The 16,467-nt window shown below is 46.6% G+C and carries 13 protein-coding genes; all 13 read right to left on the reverse strand.

Going from position 1 to position 16,467, the window contains the following annotated elements; genetic code table 11:
• Window positions 1-3 precede the first annotated feature (3 nt).
• The gene (nusA, locus tag AB1K83_RS01005; RefSeq protein ID WP_413056286.1) at window positions 4-1,191 is read right to left on the reverse strand and encodes a transcription termination factor NusA; all 1,188 of its coding nucleotides are present in this window, start codon (window positions 1,189-1,191) and stop codon (window positions 4-6) included.
• A gap of 21 nt (window positions 1,192-1,212) precedes the next feature.
• Window positions 1,213-1,689: a ribosome maturation factor RimP gene (rimP, locus tag AB1K83_RS01010; RefSeq protein WP_413056287.1), complete on the reverse strand. Its 477-nt coding sequence runs from the start codon at window positions 1,687-1,689 to the stop codon at window positions 1,213-1,215.
• A gap of 276 nt (window positions 1,690-1,965) precedes the next feature.
• Window positions 1,966-6,276 (reverse strand): PolC-type DNA polymerase III, encoded by a 4,311-nt coding sequence (locus tag AB1K83_RS01015; protein WP_413056288.1) that lies wholly within the window; start codon window positions 6,274-6,276, stop codon window positions 1,966-1,968.
• Between the two features lie 63 nt (window positions 6,277-6,339).
• Window positions 6,340-8,046, reverse strand: a complete 1,707-nt coding sequence (locus AB1K83_RS01020) for a proline--tRNA ligase (protein ID WP_413056289.1) — start codon at window positions 8,044-8,046, stop codon at window positions 6,340-6,342.
• A 38-nt stretch (window positions 8,047-8,084) separates the two neighbouring features.
• Window positions 8,085-9,338, reverse strand: a complete 1,254-nt coding sequence (gene rseP / locus AB1K83_RS01025; protein WP_413056290.1) for an RIP metalloprotease RseP — start codon at window positions 9,336-9,338, stop codon at window positions 8,085-8,087.
• A gap of 43 nt (window positions 9,339-9,381) precedes the next feature.
• Window positions 9,382-10,527 (reverse strand): 1-deoxy-D-xylulose-5-phosphate reductoisomerase, encoded by a 1,146-nt coding sequence (locus tag AB1K83_RS01030; RefSeq protein WP_413056291.1) that lies wholly within the window; start codon window positions 10,525-10,527, stop codon window positions 9,382-9,384.
• 16 nt (window positions 10,528-10,543) lie between these two features.
• The gene (locus AB1K83_RS01035) at window positions 10,544-11,338 is read right to left on the reverse strand and encodes a phosphatidate cytidylyltransferase (protein ID WP_413056292.1); all 795 of its coding nucleotides are present in this window, start codon (window positions 11,336-11,338) and stop codon (window positions 10,544-10,546) included.
• On the reverse strand, window positions 11,335-12,129 hold the full coding sequence (locus AB1K83_RS01040) for an isoprenyl transferase (RefSeq protein ID WP_413056293.1): 795 nt from the start codon (window positions 12,127-12,129) through the stop codon (window positions 11,335-11,337). The genes AB1K83_RS01035 and AB1K83_RS01040 overlap by 4 nt, the downstream gene beginning before the upstream one ends.
• A 610-nt stretch (window positions 12,130-12,739) precedes the next feature.
• The gene (gene frr, locus AB1K83_RS01045; protein ID WP_413056596.1) at window positions 12,740-13,282 is read right to left on the reverse strand and encodes a ribosome recycling factor; all 543 of its coding nucleotides are present in this window, start codon (window positions 13,280-13,282) and stop codon (window positions 12,740-12,742) included.
• A 14-nt stretch (window positions 13,283-13,296) separates the two neighbouring features.
• Window positions 13,297-14,022, reverse strand: coding sequence for a UMP kinase (pyrH, locus tag AB1K83_RS01050; RefSeq protein WP_413056294.1), 726 nt, complete (start codon window positions 14,020-14,022; stop codon window positions 13,297-13,299).
• A 78-nt stretch (window positions 14,023-14,100) separates the two neighbouring features.
• Window positions 14,101-14,985 carry a translation elongation factor Ts gene (tsf, locus tag AB1K83_RS01055; RefSeq protein ID WP_413056295.1) on the reverse strand — a complete coding sequence of 295 codons (885 nt, stop codon included), beginning with the start codon at window positions 14,983-14,985 and terminating at the stop codon, window positions 14,101-14,103.
• Window positions 14,986-15,080: 95 nt separating this feature from the next.
• The gene (rpsB, locus tag AB1K83_RS01060; RefSeq protein ID WP_413056296.1) at window positions 15,081-15,806 is read right to left on the reverse strand and encodes a 30S ribosomal protein S2; all 726 of its coding nucleotides are present in this window, start codon (window positions 15,804-15,806) and stop codon (window positions 15,081-15,083) included.
• A 142-nt stretch (window positions 15,807-15,948) separates the two neighbouring features.
• Window positions 15,949-16,464, reverse strand: a complete 516-nt coding sequence (locus AB1K83_RS01065; protein ID WP_413056297.1) for a DUF6115 domain-containing protein — start codon at window positions 16,462-16,464, stop codon at window positions 15,949-15,951.
• Window positions 16,465-16,467: the final 3 nt, after the last annotated feature.

Here is a 16,467-nt window from a genome sequence, read left to right on the forward strand (position 1 = left end):
TTCTCAATCTTCGCCGTCTGAATAAAGATCGATCGGCTCGTTATCGATATCATCGGCCGTGTCTTCTTCCACAAAGTATGGATCGTCTTCGTAAACTTCCTCTTCGTTAGCACCCTCCACAGCCGCATCCATTTCGGAAGGTGGATAGATTCCAAGCTCCCTCGCATCGGTTTCGCTTTTAATGTCAATTTTCCAACCTGTCAGTTTGGCTGCGAGGCGGGCATTCTGTCCACGTTTCCCAATGGCAAGTGACAACTGATAATCAGGGACGACAACTGTTGTGGAGCGATCTTCTTCATTCACCTGTACATCGATCACCTTGGAAGGACTTAACGCGTTTGCCACAAAGACAACCGGGTCTTCCGACCATTCCACGATATCAACTTTTTCACCGTTCAGCTCATTGGAAATCGCCTGGACACGCGCACCTCTTGCACCAACGCAAGAACCGACCGGATCAACTTCCTCGTTGTTCGTATGAACAGAGATTTTAGATCGGTCTCCGGCTTCACGTGCAATCGATTTAATCTCGACAACGCCATCGTAAATTTCAGGCACTTCCATTTCAAATAGTCGGCGGAGCAATCCAGGATGCGTACGGGAAACGAACACTTGAGGTCCGCGCGCCGTCCGCTCTACTTTCGTAATATAGACTTTGATGCGATCATGCGGCTGATAAGACTCTGTTGTGATCTGTTCGCTTGCCGGCAGCACTGCCTCCACTTTGCCGAGCCCGACATATAGGTTGCGGGCGTCCAATCGCTCGACAATCCCATTGACGATATCGTCCTCGCGATCGATATATTCCTCATAGATCAGGCCGCGCTCTGCCTCACGGACACGCTGTGTGACGACTTGTTTTGCCGTCTGAGCAGCAATCCGTCCAAAATCCCTTGGCGTCACTTCTTCTTCAACCACATCGCCAAGTTCATAGACCGGATTGATCTTTAACGCATCTTCCAATGCAATTTGTAACCGCTCGTCTTCCACTTCTTCGACGACGTCTTTGCGGGAATACACCTTCATCGTCCCTTTTTCAAGGTTTAAGTCAACCCGCACATTTTGCGCTTGGTTAAAATTGCGTTTATAGGCGGTTACAAGCGCTGCTTCGATCGCCTCAACCAATATATCCCTTGAGATTCCCTTTTGCTTCTCAAGAGCTGTCAATGCATCGAGTAGATCACTACTCATGTTAATCACTCCTACGTTGAATTATGCGGAAAAATCAATGGCCAATCGAGCTAGCGCGATTTTTTCCTTTTCGATCGCTACCGTCACTTTTCTAGTCTTAATTCGGATTTGCAGTTCAATGGAATCCGGTTCATTTACGATCAAATAGCCTTCAAATTCCTTCATGCCATCAATCGGTTCATATGTTTTGATAAAGACATACTGGCCGACTGCTTTTTCGTAATCCTCTTCCTTTTTTAATGGGCGCTCCGCCCCAGGTGAAGAGACCTCAAGGAAATAGTTTTGTGGGATCGGGTCTGTCCGATCCAGTTCAGTACTCAACTTTTCACTTACTAAGGCGCATTGGTCAATATCGATATCCCCTTGCGGCGTATCAATATAGACTCGCAAGAACCAGTCTTTTCCTTCTTTCACGAATTCGACATCGACAAGTTCCAGATCTAGTTCATCCACAATCGGACTGACCAGCTTGCCGACTTCTTCTGTAATTTTACTCATTATAACCCTCCCGACATCTCACTTTAGTATATGCTCAAAAATGGAGGTCAAAAACGAACCGCCCGGAATTTCGGATGTAGGAGGGCTATCGTCGAATCCACTTGAACACTTTGTCCATTACGTCAAAGCGCAATGTATTGAAAATAAAAATGGTATAGAACGGCAGAAAAGAGCGGGTATCCCCCACTCTTTCGGCGCAAGACTATTACAAAAGTTGAACTAAGCATATCATACGTCGGAAGTCGATGCAAACAATGAGGCGCCGGATTGCCGCACTCAAAACAGTGACAGCTGATTCGCATCTGGCATGCCTTCCAAACAACCGAGGGAATCCATATATTCGACGACCGTTTTCGACACACGTCCGCGTTGCTGGAAATCCTCTTTTGATAAGAATTCCCCATCCTTCCTCGCCTCCACGATGGTCTTCGCTACGTTTGTTCCTAGGGAAGGAATCGAGTTAAACGGTGGGATGAGGGAGTTTCCTTCGATGATGAATTGGGTAGCGTCCGACTTATAGAGATCTGGCTTCGCGAACTGGAAGCCCCGTTCGCACATTTCCAGTGCAATTTCCAACACGGTGAGTAAGCTTTTCTCTTTCGGCGACGCATCCAACCCTTTGGCATTGATTTCTTTAATTTGTGCCCGGATGGATGCTGACCCTTTTGTCATCGTCATCAAATCATAATCGCTTGCCCGTACCGTGAAGTACGCGGCATAGTACATCAGTGGATGGTGCACTTTGAAATAAGCGATTCGTAGTGCCATTAGTACATAAGCGGCAGCGTGCGCCTTCGGGAACATGTATTTGATCTTCTTGCAAGATTCAATATACCAATCCGGCACATTGTTCGCTTTCATTTCCGCTTCAAATTCGGGAGTCAATCCTTTCCCTTTCCGGACGGATTCCATGATTTTGAACGCTAAAGACGGCTCCAGCCCTTGGTAGATCAAATACACCATGATATCATCCCGGCACCCGATCACATCGGACAGTTCACATATTTTATTTTGAATCAATTCCTGGGCATTGCCCAACCACACATCCGTCCCGTGCGATAGACCCGATATCTGGATCAATTCGGAGAATGTGGACGGCTTCGTTTCTTCTAACATTTGGCGGACAAATCGGGTCCCGAACTCCGGCACACCGAGCGTTCCGGTCTTACAGCCGATCTGCTCTTCCGTGACCCCAAGCGATTCGGTTCCGCTGAACAACTTCATGACTCCTTCATCATCCGGTGGGATCGTCAATGGATCGATCCCCGACAAATCTTGCAGCATCTTGATCATTGTCGGATCATCGTGACCGAGAATATCAAGCTTCAACAAGTTGTTATCGATCGAATGGAAGTCGAAATGAGTCGTCCTCCAAGTGGATTCCGTATCATCCGCTGGGAACTGGATCGGGGTGAAATCGAAGATCTCCATCGTATCCGGGACAACGATGATGCCGCCCGGATGCTGTCCGGTATTCCGCTTGACCCCGGAACATCCTTGGACAAGCCGATCCACTTCCGCTCCCCTTAAATTCAGTCCATTGTCATTCATATAACCACGAACATACCCATATGCCGTCTTTTCCGCAACCGTTCCTATCGTTCCCGCACGATATACATAATCTTCCCCGAACAATTCTTTCGTGTAGTTATGGGCATGGGCTTGATACTCTCCACTAAAGTTCAAGTCAATATCGGGAACTTTATCCCCTTTGAATCCGAGGAAAGTTTCAAACGGAATATCCTGTCCGTCTTTCTTAAACATTGTACCGCAGTTTGGACATTCTTTATCCGGTAGGTCATACCCTGAACTGACGGAACCGTCCGTGAAGAATTCACTCGTCTTACAGGAAGGGCACACATAATGCGGTGGCATCGGGTTGACTTCGGTAATTTCCATCATCGTCGCAACAAGGGACGAACCGACCGACCCCCTGGAGCCGACAAGATAACCATCGTCTAATGATTTTTTCACCAGCTTATGGGAGATGAGGTAAATGACCGCAAACCCGTGCCCGATGATCGATGTCAATTCTTTTTCGATCCGGGCTTCGACGATCTCAGGCAATGTGTCACCATAGATCGCATGCGCCATGGAATACGTCAAGTCGCGGACTTCCTGATCCGCCCCTTCAATCGTCGGGGTATACAAATCGTCTTTGATCGGCTTGACGTCTCCAATTCTTTCAAGGATCTTGCGCGGATTATCGATGACAATCTCTTCGGCCACTTGCTCCCCTAGGAATGAGAACTCTTCGAGCATGTCATCAGTCGTCCTGAAATGGACAGCGGGCAATGAATGCCGGTTCATCGGATTGGCGCCACCTTGCGAACGGACCAGCACTTCACGGAATTTGGCATCCGTCACGTCAATGTAATGGACATTCCCCGTCGCACAGACCGGAAGCCCGACTTTCTTCCCAAGCTTGATCATTTTGCGCATGATATCTTCCATATTCCATTCATCGCGAATCAATTCGAGTTCTAGCAAATGTGAATAGACCGGTTTCGGATGCACTTCCAAGTAGTCGTAGAACTTTGCAATTTCCTCCACCTCATCCATCGACTTCTGCATCAACCCTTCAAATACTTCCCCTTTATCGCATCCAGAACCGACCAACAGCCCTTTACGGTGTTTGATCAGGAGGGAACGGGGAATCCGTGGGACCCGATAGAAATAGTTCATATGGGAATAAGACACCAGTTTGAATAAATTTTTCAGCCCTTCATCATCCGTTGCGAGAAGGGTGCAATGGGAAGGCCTGGATCGTTTATACGAGTCCCCTTCACCGACATGCAGATTGAGTTCATCCAAGTACTGGATCCCTTTCTCATCCACTTCTTTCATAAGTCGGAGGAAGAGATGGGCGGTCGCTTCTGTATCGTAGATGGCCCGGTGATGTTGCGTCAATTCAATGTCATATTTTTTCGCCAATGTGTTCAAGCGGTGATTTCGTAATTCCGGATGGATGAAGCGCGCTAACTCTAGCGTATCAATGACCGGATAAGCAGGCGTTTCAAGGCTTGCCCGTTTTGCCGATTCGTAAAAGAAGCCCATATCAAATTTTGCGTTGTGGGCAACCAAAACCGAATCGCCAATAAATTCGATGAAATCGCGGATGACTTCCTCCACTTCCGGAGCGTCTTTCACCATGTCATCCGTGATACCGGTCAGCTCTGTCGTCGTCGAAGACAATGGATGATGAGGATTGGCAAACCGCTCGAATGAGTCGATGATTTCCCCATTCCGCACCCGGACGGCAGCCAATTCGATAATCGTATCATAGACAGCAGATAGACCCGTTGTTTCCACGTCATAGACGACATACGTATCATCTTTCAAGGACCGATGTTGTTCATCATAGACAATCGGCACGCCATCATCGACCAAGTTCGCTTCCAATCCGAAGATGACTTTGATGCCATGCTTTTTCCCTGCGGAATAGGCTTCCGGAAACGATTGGACGTTGGCATGGTCCGTAATGGCAATCGCCGGATGCCCCCATTTCGCAGCTTGTGCTACAAGGTTTGAGGCGGAGACGACCGCATCCATTTGGCTCATCATCGTATGGGCATGGAGCTCGATCCGTTTCCGGTCCTCCGGGGCATTGTCTTTGCGGACGACAGGAGCGATTTCCATAATATCCTGAGCCATCATGATAAGGTCCCGGACGAATGTGTCGTTCTGGATGCCGCCACGCGCACGGACCCAAGCCCCTTTTTTCAAAGTCTTCATCATTTCGGCATCTTCATTGTCACGGGAGAACATTTTCACTAAGATGGAGTCCGTATAATCGGTCACTTTGATGGTAAGCAAGGAACGACCGCTTCTTAATTCCCGGACATCGACATCAAATACATAGCCTTCTATTGTGACACGGCGCTCTTCGTCCTGGATGTCTTTAATCTCCATAAGCGGTTCGTCGGGCTTGATCGGGATTCCGAGTTGGAAAGGTCCGGAAACAGAGCCGTTTTCCTTTCTGTTCGATTCCCGCTGCTTCATATCCGATAGCGCTTTTTGAGCCAACGCTTCCTCTTCCGCTTCCCGTTCTTTCAAAAAAGCGATCCGGGCTGCTTCCTCTTCTCCGGACTCCTCTCTTACTTTGAAATCAATGGCAGGTTGCACAAAACCGAAAGAGCCATAGACGTCCGAGATCCGTTCCGCATATTTGCTTTTCAATGTTTTGAATTCCAGCTCATTAGTACAGTGGAGAACCATTTTATTGCCGGCTATTTGAGGCTGTTGATTGCGGAGTAACTCCCGGATCGGAGGAGACATGTCTTGAATCTCTTCCATGGCAATCGGCCAATATTCCGTATATAGCCGTTCGTCGAACTCCTCTGTTTGGCTGGTGATATGTAATCTGACGGTCGCGATGGCAGCGAAAGCTTCCGCTACACGGCGGGAGAAAGTCGAATATACTGGCGCAGGTAGCGGTTTTTGCACGGTCAGATTGAATTGCCAAACTCGTGATTTCCGATGAATATTTACTCGCTCCAACACAGCCTGTTCGAAATGAACAACAAACTCGTCATCTGTCATCCCGATTTGTTGTAACAGCACATGAAGTTTATTGATGGCTTCCAATGAAGGGCCCCCTTTCGAATTACTGAAAAAGAAGGGAAGCCGATAATCGGACTCCCCTTCTTTTTAATCCATCCCGAAAAATGCTTGCAGCTTCTCTGTAATCTCTTCTTTTTGCCATTCCGTGGAATCGCCCGTTTGTCTGAATTTCACTTCGACAATTCCTTCGGATGCTTTCTTTCCGATTGTAATGCGGATGGGCAGCCCGATCAGATCGGAATCCGCAAATTTGACGCCCGCACGTTCCGGACGGTCGTCATATAAGACTTCGTATCGATATGATTTCAATATATTGTATAGTTCATCCGCTAATTCTTTCTGAGCTTCGTCTTTCATATTGATGGCGACGAGATGAACATCGTACGGAGCGAGCTTCTTTGGCCATTTTAAACCATTGTCATCGTTGAACTGCTCGGCAACGGCCGACATGATCCGTGAAACGCCGATACCATAGCATCCCATAATATATGGCTTGGATTTCCCATTTTCGTCGAGGAACGTTCCACCCATCGGCTCACTGTAGGTTGTCCCTAACTTAAAGATATGCCCCACTTCGATACCCTTTGCAAATTTGATTGTTCCGTTGCCGTCCGGAGATGGGTCTCCTTCCTGAATGAAGCGCAAATCAGCGTAGCGATCGACCGCAAAATCCTTCTCTGGATTTGTGTTAATGAAATGATAACCATCCTCGTTCGCACCGCAAACACCGTTGACTACGGAAGATACGGCGTGGTCAGCAATCACTTTTAATCCGACTGGCAATTTTACCGGCCCGATGGAACCGATGTGGCATTGCAACAATTCCGCAACATCTTCTTCCCCTGCCAGTTCCACTTCCGTGGCACCAAGGAGATTTTTCAATTTAATATCATTGACCTCATGATCTCCGCGGCAAAGTACAGCGATCAATTCATCATCCACTTTAAAGATAAGTGTTTTGATCAGACGTGAAGCTTCCACATCCAGGAATGCCGCCACTTCCTCAATTGTCCGTTGATCTGGAGTCGCTACTTTCTCCAATTGCTTGAATGGCTCGTCCGCTTTGTCATATTCCATGACGACTTCCGCCATTTCGATATTGGCTGCATAAGAAGAGGTGTCGCTATAAGCGATCGTATCTTCACCGATGTCAGATAAGGCCATAAATTCATGGGTGTTCGTACCGCCAATTGTACCGCCATCTGCAAGGACCGCACGGAAATTCAAGCCGAGCCTTGTGAAAATATTCGTATACGCCTGTTTCATATCTTGGTATTTTTCATCGAGGCTTTCCTCTGTCGCATGGAAGGAGTACGCGTCTTTCATCATGAATTCCCGACCGCGGAGAAGTCCGAATCGTGGACGTTTTTCATCACGGAATTTTGTCTGGATCTGATAAAGTGTCAATGGCAATTTTTTATACGACTTCACATCATCGCGGACAAGTGACGTAATCACTTCCTCGTGGGTCGGCCCGAGTACAAATTGCCGATTATGCCGGTCTTTGAAGCGCAGGAGTTCCGGTCCATAGGAGTACCATCGTCCCGTTTCTTGCCAGAGCTCCGCTTGCTGGACAGCAGGCATGAACACTTCCACTGCATCGATCGCTTCCATCTCCTCACGGATGATCGCTTCGATCTTCCGGAGAACTTTCTGGCCAAGCGGCAGATAGGAGTAGATCCCGCTCGTATTTTGCCGGATGAAGCCGGCGCGCAATAATAGTTGATGCGACTTCACATCTGCGTCCGAAGGTACCTCGCGCATGGTCGGTATGAATGTCCGTGACTGTTTCATAAATTGCTTCCACCTCGATTAGTATGATTTCAAGTTTGTTAGAAGAAAAATCGTTGTATGTCGTTCCAAGTGACAACAAGCATCAGGACCATCAGAAAAACGATTCCGATGAAATGGACCATTCCCTCTTTTTGTTTGTCTACTGGTTTGCCCCGGATCGCTTCGAAAAGGAAGAATAACAGCTTACCTCCATCCAAAGCAGGAAGCGGCAATAAGTTCATAATCCCTAGATTGATGCTGAGAACAGCCGCCCAGTGCATTAAGTTATACAAACCAAACTTTGCGACTTCCTCGGTCGCCTTGTAAATGCCGACTGGTCCCGATAAGGCATCGATTGTAAATTTACCCGTTACAAGCATGCCAAGCAATCGGATGATCTCTTTAATCCAGGAAAATGTTTGATCTGCGCCGAACACAACCGCCTTCAATGGATTTTTTTCCATCGGTCGTGCGACTCCGATCTGTCCAAATTTCTGGCCTTGTTGCTCAATCGTGTCCGGAACAATATTTAGCGTGGCTGTTTCTCCATCCCGTTCTACACTGAACTGAAGCGTAACACCCGGATTTTTTTGGATGATTGCAGAAAACTCCGTCCAAGTTTCGACCGGGCTACCATCCACAGCTGTTATTACATCTCCTTTTTCCATGCCTGCCCGTTCTGCGGGGCTTCCGCTTTGTACGTCTGAAATGACCGGCTCCTTTGCGGGAACCCCTTGCATCAGACCGATGGCTAGGAAGATGAAAAAAGCGAGGATGAAGTTGAATAACGGCCCGGCAAAAATAGCCATTGCCCGACCGCCAAGAGGCTTAGACTCAAACTGTCGATCGTAAGGGGCGATTAACGTCTCCTGCCCTTTTTCTACGATAATGGCTTTTCTGGAGATGGCATAGCGGACTAATTGTCCCTCATCGTCATACCCTTCAATGAATAACTCCTTATCCAGGTCGGATGATTCAGTCTCCAGGAAGAGGACATCCGGATTGGATATGTTTTGACTCAAATATATTTTCATGACTTCATCGTTCGAATTTAGCAATAAACCTACACGGTAGCCCGGCTGCAGTTCGACCGTATCGAAATCTTCTCCGGCCATTCGAACATAGCCTCCAAACGGCAGAATCCGGATGGTATATAAGGTTTCGCCCTTTTGAATGCCCAATATTTTCGGCCCGAATCCGATAGCAAATTCGCGGACCATGATTCCCGCTTTTTTCGCAAATAGGAAATGCCCTAACTCATGAAAAAAGACGAGAGAACCGAATATGATAATAAACGCAATTACCGTTTCCATGGAAAACCACCTTCACTGCCATCGCTGGCCGTTTATAAACAATTTATTTTACCATAGCATACACCATTTTTCGAGTAAGCGAATCGATTTCCAAAATGGTTTCGAGATCCGGTGAGCCAATTGGTTGGTGGCTCTCCATTGCGCGTTCAATCAATTCTTCAATTTGAAGGAAAGTAATACGCCTTTCCATAAAAAGGCTAACCGCAATTTCATTGGCCGCATTCATGACAGTCGGCATCGTGCCGCCCTCCCGTCCTGCAGCGTAAGCTAACGAAAGTGCCTTGAATCTGTCAAAATCCATTTTATTGAAATGAAGCTGACCGATTTCTTCCAGACGAAGCGGTTTGGCGTTCTGCATTGGAATCCGATCGGGGTAAGTCAACGCATATTGGATAGGAACCCGCATATCCGGTGAACCCAATTGAGCCATGATACTTGTATCTTCGAACTCCACCATGGAATGGATGATGCTCTCTTTATGCAGCAAGCAGTCGATCTGATCATACGGCATATTAAACAGATGATGGGCTTCTATCACTTCCAAGCCTTTATTCATCATCGTTGCCGAATCGATTGTCAACTTATTGCCCATCGACCAATTCGGATGTGCCAGTGCCTGTTCTACGGTAACGTCCGCCAGTTGATTACGGCTTAATTCCCTAAAGCTGCCGCCAGAAGCAGTCAGAATCAGACGGGACACCCGCTTCGGATTTTCCCCATTCAAAGACTGGAAAAGTGCTGAATGTTCGCTATCGACCGGCAAAAGCGGAACTTGATGCTTTTCCGCTTCGCGCATAACAATGTCCCCAGCGGCCACCAATGTCTCCTTGTTCGCAATGGCGATCGGGATGCCAGCTTCAATCGCTTGGAGGGTTGGACGTAAGCCGACGCTGCCGATAACCGAGTTCACCAATACATCCGCTTCGGAAGTGGCGATTTCAATCAGTCCTTCCTCTCCTGAAACGAAGCGGATCGCAGGAAATTCAGTCTGCAGCTTGTCAGCATCGTCTTTCCGTTGCACCGATACCACTTTTGGCCGATGAACCTTTGCAATGTCCCTCACCTTATCGATATTCATCCCGGCCGAAAAAGATACGAGTTCAAATTGACCAGGGTTCCTCTCGATAATATCAAGCGTTTGCGTACCAATGGAACCTGTCGCTCCCAGTAGACTAATTTTCTTTGTCATATGGATATCCTTTCCTTTATCCTACAAAATGAAGGAAATGTAATAATGGCAAGACGAAAAGGAGGCTGTCGAATCGATCCAAAATCCCGCCATGCCCCGGAAGGAGTTTCCCTGAATCTTTTACATCATAATGCCGTTTCAGTGCTGATTCGACCAAGTCCCCAAGTTGTCCAACAATGGAGGCCACAATGGTGACAATGACCAGCACCACATAATTCGACGCAATCGGATAAATCATTTGGAAGATACAGGTAGCCACAATGGCCGATGCGATTCCTCCATAAAAACCTTCTATCGTCTTATTCGGAGAAATTTCGGGCCACAGCTTGCGCTTTCCGATCTTCCTTCCGATAAAATAAGCCCCGGAATCCGTTGTCCAAATGACAACCAAGGCATACACGACATATTCGATCCCGAATAGTCTCGTTTCAATCAAATAGTAAAAGCCGATTCCAACATACAATGCGCCCAGTACCGAAAATGCGGCATGGTCAAATGTATAGCGGTTTTTGACAATGACCGTATAGGTCAACAAAATCAACACGATGGCAAACGCCAATTCTATCTTTGTATAACCAATCGATTCATGGAGCTGAGTTCCCCACGCGGAAGGCAGTAACAGGACAACTAAGGCAACCCATGTCAACAAGCCTTCGACGGTTAAAAGATGAATGCCCTTCATACGCAACAATTCATAGAGCCCGACTGTCGCAATCGCGTAGACTGCAAGCGTAAAAGGCAGCCCCCCGATCAGGACAAGCGGAATAAATAGGGCGAACGCGATGAGGGCAGTTATGATCCGTTGCTTCACACATTCCCTTCTCCTTCCACATTCCCGAAACGACGATTTCTCATTTGGAACTCCTCGATGGAATTCAGCAAGCAGACTTCGTCAAAATCGGGCCATAATACATCTAAAAATGAAAATTCAGCATAGGCCAGCTGCCAAAGCATAAAATTGGACAGCCGCACTTCCCCGCTTGTGCGAATCAACAAATCCGGTTCCGGCAAATGAGCTGTCATTAAGTGGGAACCAATAAGAGTTTCATTAATATCTGTGATTGCAAGTGAGCCTTCCTGGACAAGCGTGACGATTTCTTTGACAGTTTCGGCAATCTCCAACCGGCTGCCGTAGTTCATGGCAAAATTCAAAACCATGCCGTCATTGTCTTTTGTCGCCTCCATCGCTTTTTGAATGGCTGTTTTTGTATGTCCTGGCAATTTGTCGAAATTTCCGATCATCTCGACTTTCACGTTTTGCTCAATCAATTCGGGAAGATATGTACTTAGGAACTCCCCTGGCAGTTTCATAAGAAAATCGATTTCCATTTTAGGGCGCTTCCAATTTTCTGTGGAGAAAGCATAAAGCGTCAACGCTTGAATACCCAGTTCATTTGCCATACGCGTAATTTTACGGACCGTTTTCATGCCTTCATGGTGGCCGGCAACTCGCGGTAGGTTACGCTGCTTCGCCCAACGGCCGTTACCATCCATAATAATGGCAACATGGGCAGGGATTTGCCTTTTTTTCAATTCTGTTACGCGCTCGGCCAAAGAACCGTCAAGTACGCTAGGTTTTTTTCGAAGTATTTTATCAAGCATGTCGTTTCCTCCACTCGACTACTTTTCAGAGCAAGTACATACTCTATCGTATCAAATTTAACGCAAGATTTCATTTTATAGGGGCAAATATATTTTTCACAGTGATTGGATCACTGTATCCATATTCCTGAACTTGATTCCAAAGAACACGGACTCCTATTATCTAGCAATTGCATTACGGAGCTCAATATTTAAACCTAATCTCTAATTAGTTTACCTAATTTCCTTGAACAGTATGCTTCCTTGTGTTCAATTAAATCAGGTTGCCACAAAATGAAAAAGACGTCCTGAAATTAGGACGTCCCCCCTTGCAGAAAGTTCTTTTATCTTTATTCAGCAAAGTTATTAATGCAAATAGCGAAAAGGCGAGCTCAGAAGCCTTCACCTCAACAGTTGGCCAGATAAATAAATTTTTATCTTATATTCATCGGTTGTCCAAATGCACGCTGAATAAAGATAAAGCCTCCGGCGGATGTCACAGATTTTGAAAGGAGTTTATCGAGCCTATCCAGCTGCGACGGCTGGTGCCTTAATTTCTGCAAAGAACGCAGAAATACGGCAAATCGAACCCTACGCTGTTCGATTCACAATTACGCCGAGGCGTAATTGATCAGATCTCCATGATTTCGTTTTCTTTGTTTTTTGCGATTTCGTCAATCTTTTCAATATTGGAGTCGGTCATTTTTTGAATTTCCTCGCCGTAACGGTGGAGATCATCTTCTGTAATTTCACCGTTTTTCTCAAGCTTTTTAAACTCATCATTGGCATCTCGTCGAATGTTGCGGATCGCGACTTTCGCATCTTCCGCTTCTTTTTTCACTTCTTTAGCAAGTTCTTTCCGACGTTCTTCCGTCAAAGCCGGGATGGCAAGACGGATGATATTACCGTCGTTCGTCGGTGTAATCCCGATGTCCGATTTCATAATCGCCTTCTCAATCTCACCTAAGACCGTTTTGTCGTACGGTTGGATGACAAGTAGACGGGCTTCCGGCACGGAGATGCCAGCCATCTGATTAAGCGGAGTCGGCGCTCCATAATAAGGCACGGTGATCCGGTCCAAAAGGGATGCGTTTGCGCGTCCTGCACGAATTGATGCAAGTTGGCGGGTATAGGCCTCGATCGCTTTCCCCATTCTCTCTTTCGCTTGGTCCATTACTGTTTTCGGCACTACATATTCCTCCTCACAACCGTCCCGATTGGCTCACCGAGTACGGCTTTTTTAATATTTCCCTGCTCCATAATCGAGAATACTACGAGTGGGATATCGTTGTCCATACAAAGAGTAGAAGCAGTGGAGTCCATTACTTCAAGTCCTTGACTGATGACATCCAAGTAGGATAGCTCAGAGTATTTGATCGCAGTTTCATCTTTTTTCGGGTCAGCTGAGTAGACACCATCCACATTGTTTTTCGCCATGAGAATGACATCTGCTTCAATTTCGGCTGCGCGAAGTGCTGCTGTCGTATCGGTTGAGAAGTAAGGATTCCCCGTACCGGCCGCGAAAATAACGACTCGCTTTTTCTCCAAATGGCGGATCGCTTTTCGTCGTATGTATGGTTCTGCAACTTGGCGCATCTCAATCGAGGAGGATACACGGGTTTCCACACCGAGCTTTTCAAGGGAATCTTGCAGAGCAAGAGAGTTCATGACGGTCGCAAGCATGCCCATGTAATCCGCTGTAGTTCGGTCCATGCCCATCTCGCTACCGATCTTTCCTCTCCAGATGTTTCCACCACCGACAACGACTGCGACTTCGACACCTAGATCCATGACTTCTTTCACTTGCGCAGCTACTGTTTTGATGATGGCAGGCGAAAGCCCAAAACCTTGTTCTCCCGCAAGTGCTTCACCGCTCAATTTCAAAACGATCCGTTTATATTTAGGGACGCTCATATGAATCCTCCATCTACTCAATTTTCTCGAAAAACAGGGAACACATGATGTGTTCCCCATTCATAAGTGTAATGATTATTAGTTTCCTTTAACTTGACTCATTACTTCGTCAGCGAAGTTTTCTTCGCGTTTTTCAATTCCTTCACCCACTGCATAACGGATGAATTCTTTCAACGTACCGCCTGTTGCTTTGACGAAGTCGCCCACTTTTTGGTCAGAGTTTTTAACGAATGCTTGATCCAATACACAGATCTCTTCGAAATATTTGCCGATGCGGCCTTCGACCATTTTCGCTACGATATTTTCAGGTTTTCCTTCGTTCAGTGCTTGCTCTGTCAAAACTTTGCGCTCGCGCTCCACTTCTTCTTCAGAAACTTGGTCGCGGGAAACGTATTTCGGATTCAGAGCCGCAACGTGCATCGCCACGTCTTTTGCAGACTCTTCGTCTGTAGTACCTTCCAAAACGACTAGAACGCCGATGCGTCCACCCATATGCAAGTATGGACCGAATGCGTCATTGTCAGTTTTCGTACGGATTTCGAAACGACGAAGCGTGATTTTTTCACCGATTTTTGCTACAGCATTTGAAATATGGTCCGCTACGGATAAACCGTTATCCATTTTGGATTCTAGCGCTTCTTCGATGGAAGCAGGCTTTGCAGAAAGCAAGTGCTCTCCAAGTTCTTTAACAAGTGTTTGGAACCCTTCGTTTTTCGCAACGAAGTCTGTTTCCGCGTTCACTTCAAATAGAACAGCTTCATTGCCATTCACAATGATATCTGTCGTTCCTTCAGCTGCGATACGGTCTGCTTTTTTCGCCGCACTGGAAAGGCCTTTTTCACGAAGGAAGTCAACTGCTGCTTCCATGTCGCCATTTACTTCAGTTAGTGCTTTTTTGCAGTCCATCATGCCTGCGCCTGTTTTTTCGCGTAGTTCTTTTACCATTTGTGCTGTAATAGCCATGTTTTTGTTCCTCCTAAATAATGTCGTGATCTTTGCTTCCTCTAAAAAAGACGATAAGGGTTTCGGCCGCTTATCGTCTCTTCCGTTCACTCATTTCACTCTGCAGCTACGGCTTCCTCTTCAGTTACTTCCTCATCTTCACCTTGGCGGGATTCGATCAAAGCATCAGCCATTTTGCTTGTCAATAGACGTACCGCGCGGATAGCATCATCGTTTGCAGGAATGATGTAATCAATTTCGTCTGGGTCACAGTTCGTATCTACGATTCCAACTAGTGGAATGTTCAATTTGATCGCTTCAGCTACCGCGATGCGTTCTTTGCGTGGATCCACAACGAACATGACATCCGGCAAGGATTTCATATCACGGATTCCACCTAGGAATTTCACAAGGCGATCGTGTTCTTTTTTAAGTTGTGCAACTTCTTTTTTAGGAAGGACACTGAACGTACCGTCTTCTTCCATTTTTTCGATTGCTTTCATGCGTGCGACACGTTTTTGGATCGTGCCAAAGTTTGTAAGTGTTCCACCAAGCCAGCGTTGGTTGATGTAGAACATTCCAGCGCGCTCTGCTTCTTCTTTGATTGCATCTTGCGCTTGTTTTTTTGTACCGACGAAAAGGACTTTCCCTCCGTCCGCACCAACTTGGCGCATGAACGCATAAGCTTCTTCTAGCTTTTTCACTGTTTTTTGAAGGTCGATGATGTAGATTCCGTTACGCTCCATGAAAATAAATTTTTTCATTTTCGGGTTCCAGCGACGTGTTTGGTGTCCGAAATGCACACCAGCTTCAAGCAGTTGTTTCATTGAGATTACTGACATTTTGTATTCCTCCTGTTTGGTTTTTTTCCTCCGTGCACCTCATCCGGCAAAGCGACCTTTCGGCACCTTCTTCATCGTCTGTGCACGTGTGTAGTAATACCATTTGCAAATATACCATAGCAGTTTTCCGATTGCAATGATTTCACCTGAATTTCAAAATTAACTCGACTTCTGTGCGGCCTTTTCCAAGCTTTTTTGCAATTTCCTCTTCTGAAAGACCTGCATCATACAGTCTGAATATTTGACTGCGCGTATCCATGGATTCCGATTTTGGAGCGGAATCCGCCACTTCCCCGTTTTTTAGCTTCTCGGCTGAGTTGCTATAAGACTTGATGGCTAGATTGATCGGGATCTTCGGCGGTTGGATCGGCAGCGGGAGCGTGGATCCGTCCTCTTTTTTAGAGGTTGTCGGCTCCGGTTTCACCCGTTCACGAGCGGCCGCCAGTTCGTCATGCCGGCCGAGCAATTCGACAAGCCGTTCATTTTCATCCTTCACTTCGGATAAATACGCAGCGATCGAATCGTCCATCTCATTCATCAATTTTCTTTGCTTTCTTTCGAGATCGTCAAATTTCGACACTTTCGTATATAGCAGGGCAATGATATAAAATCCAACTAATTGTAAAATAAATAGAGCAATGAGTACAATCCAAATCATCTT

Source organism: Sporosarcina sp. 179-K 3D1 HS (assembly GCF_047228905.1).
In the GTDB taxonomy this organism is placed as follows: domain Bacteria; phylum Bacillota; class Bacilli; order Bacillales_A; family Planococcaceae; genus Sporosarcina.

Coding starts and splice junctions, on each gene's coding strand:
- rseP (WP_413056290.1), bottom strand. CDS start 9,338: ATGGAAACGGTAATTGCGTTTATTATCATATTCGGTTCTCTCGTCTTT.
- AB1K83_RS01020 (WP_413056289.1), bottom strand. CDS start 8,046: ATGAAACAGTCACGGACATTCATACCGACCATGCGCGAGGTACCTTCG.
- frr (WP_413056596.1), bottom strand. CDS start 13,282: ATGGACCAAGCGAAAGAGAGAATGGGGAAAGCGATCGAGGCCTATACC.
- AB1K83_RS01065 (WP_413056297.1), bottom strand. CDS start 16,464: ATGATTTGGATTGTACTCATTGCTCTATTTATTTTACAATTAGTTGGA.
- pyrH (WP_413056294.1), bottom strand. CDS start 14,022: ATGAGCGTCCCTAAATATAAACGGATCGTTTTGAAATTGAGCGGTGAA.
- AB1K83_RS01040 (WP_413056293.1), bottom strand. CDS start 12,129: ATGCTTGATAAAATACTTCGAAAAAAACCTAGCGTACTTGACGGTTCT.
- AB1K83_RS01030 (WP_413056291.1), bottom strand. CDS start 10,527: ATGACAAAGAAAATTAGTCTACTGGGAGCGACAGGTTCCATTGGTACG.
- tsf (WP_413056295.1), bottom strand. CDS start 14,985: ATGGCTATTACAGCACAAATGGTAAAAGAACTACGCGAAAAAACAGGC.
- rpsB (WP_413056296.1), bottom strand. CDS start 15,806: ATGTCAGTAATCTCAATGAAACAACTGCTTGAAGCTGGTGTGCATTTC.
- nusA (WP_413056286.1), bottom strand. CDS start 1,191: ATGAGTAGTGATCTACTCGATGCATTGACAGCTCTTGAGAAGCAAAAG.
- rimP (WP_413056287.1), bottom strand. CDS start 1,689: ATGAGTAAAATTACAGAAGAAGTCGGCAAGCTGGTCAGTCCGATTGTG.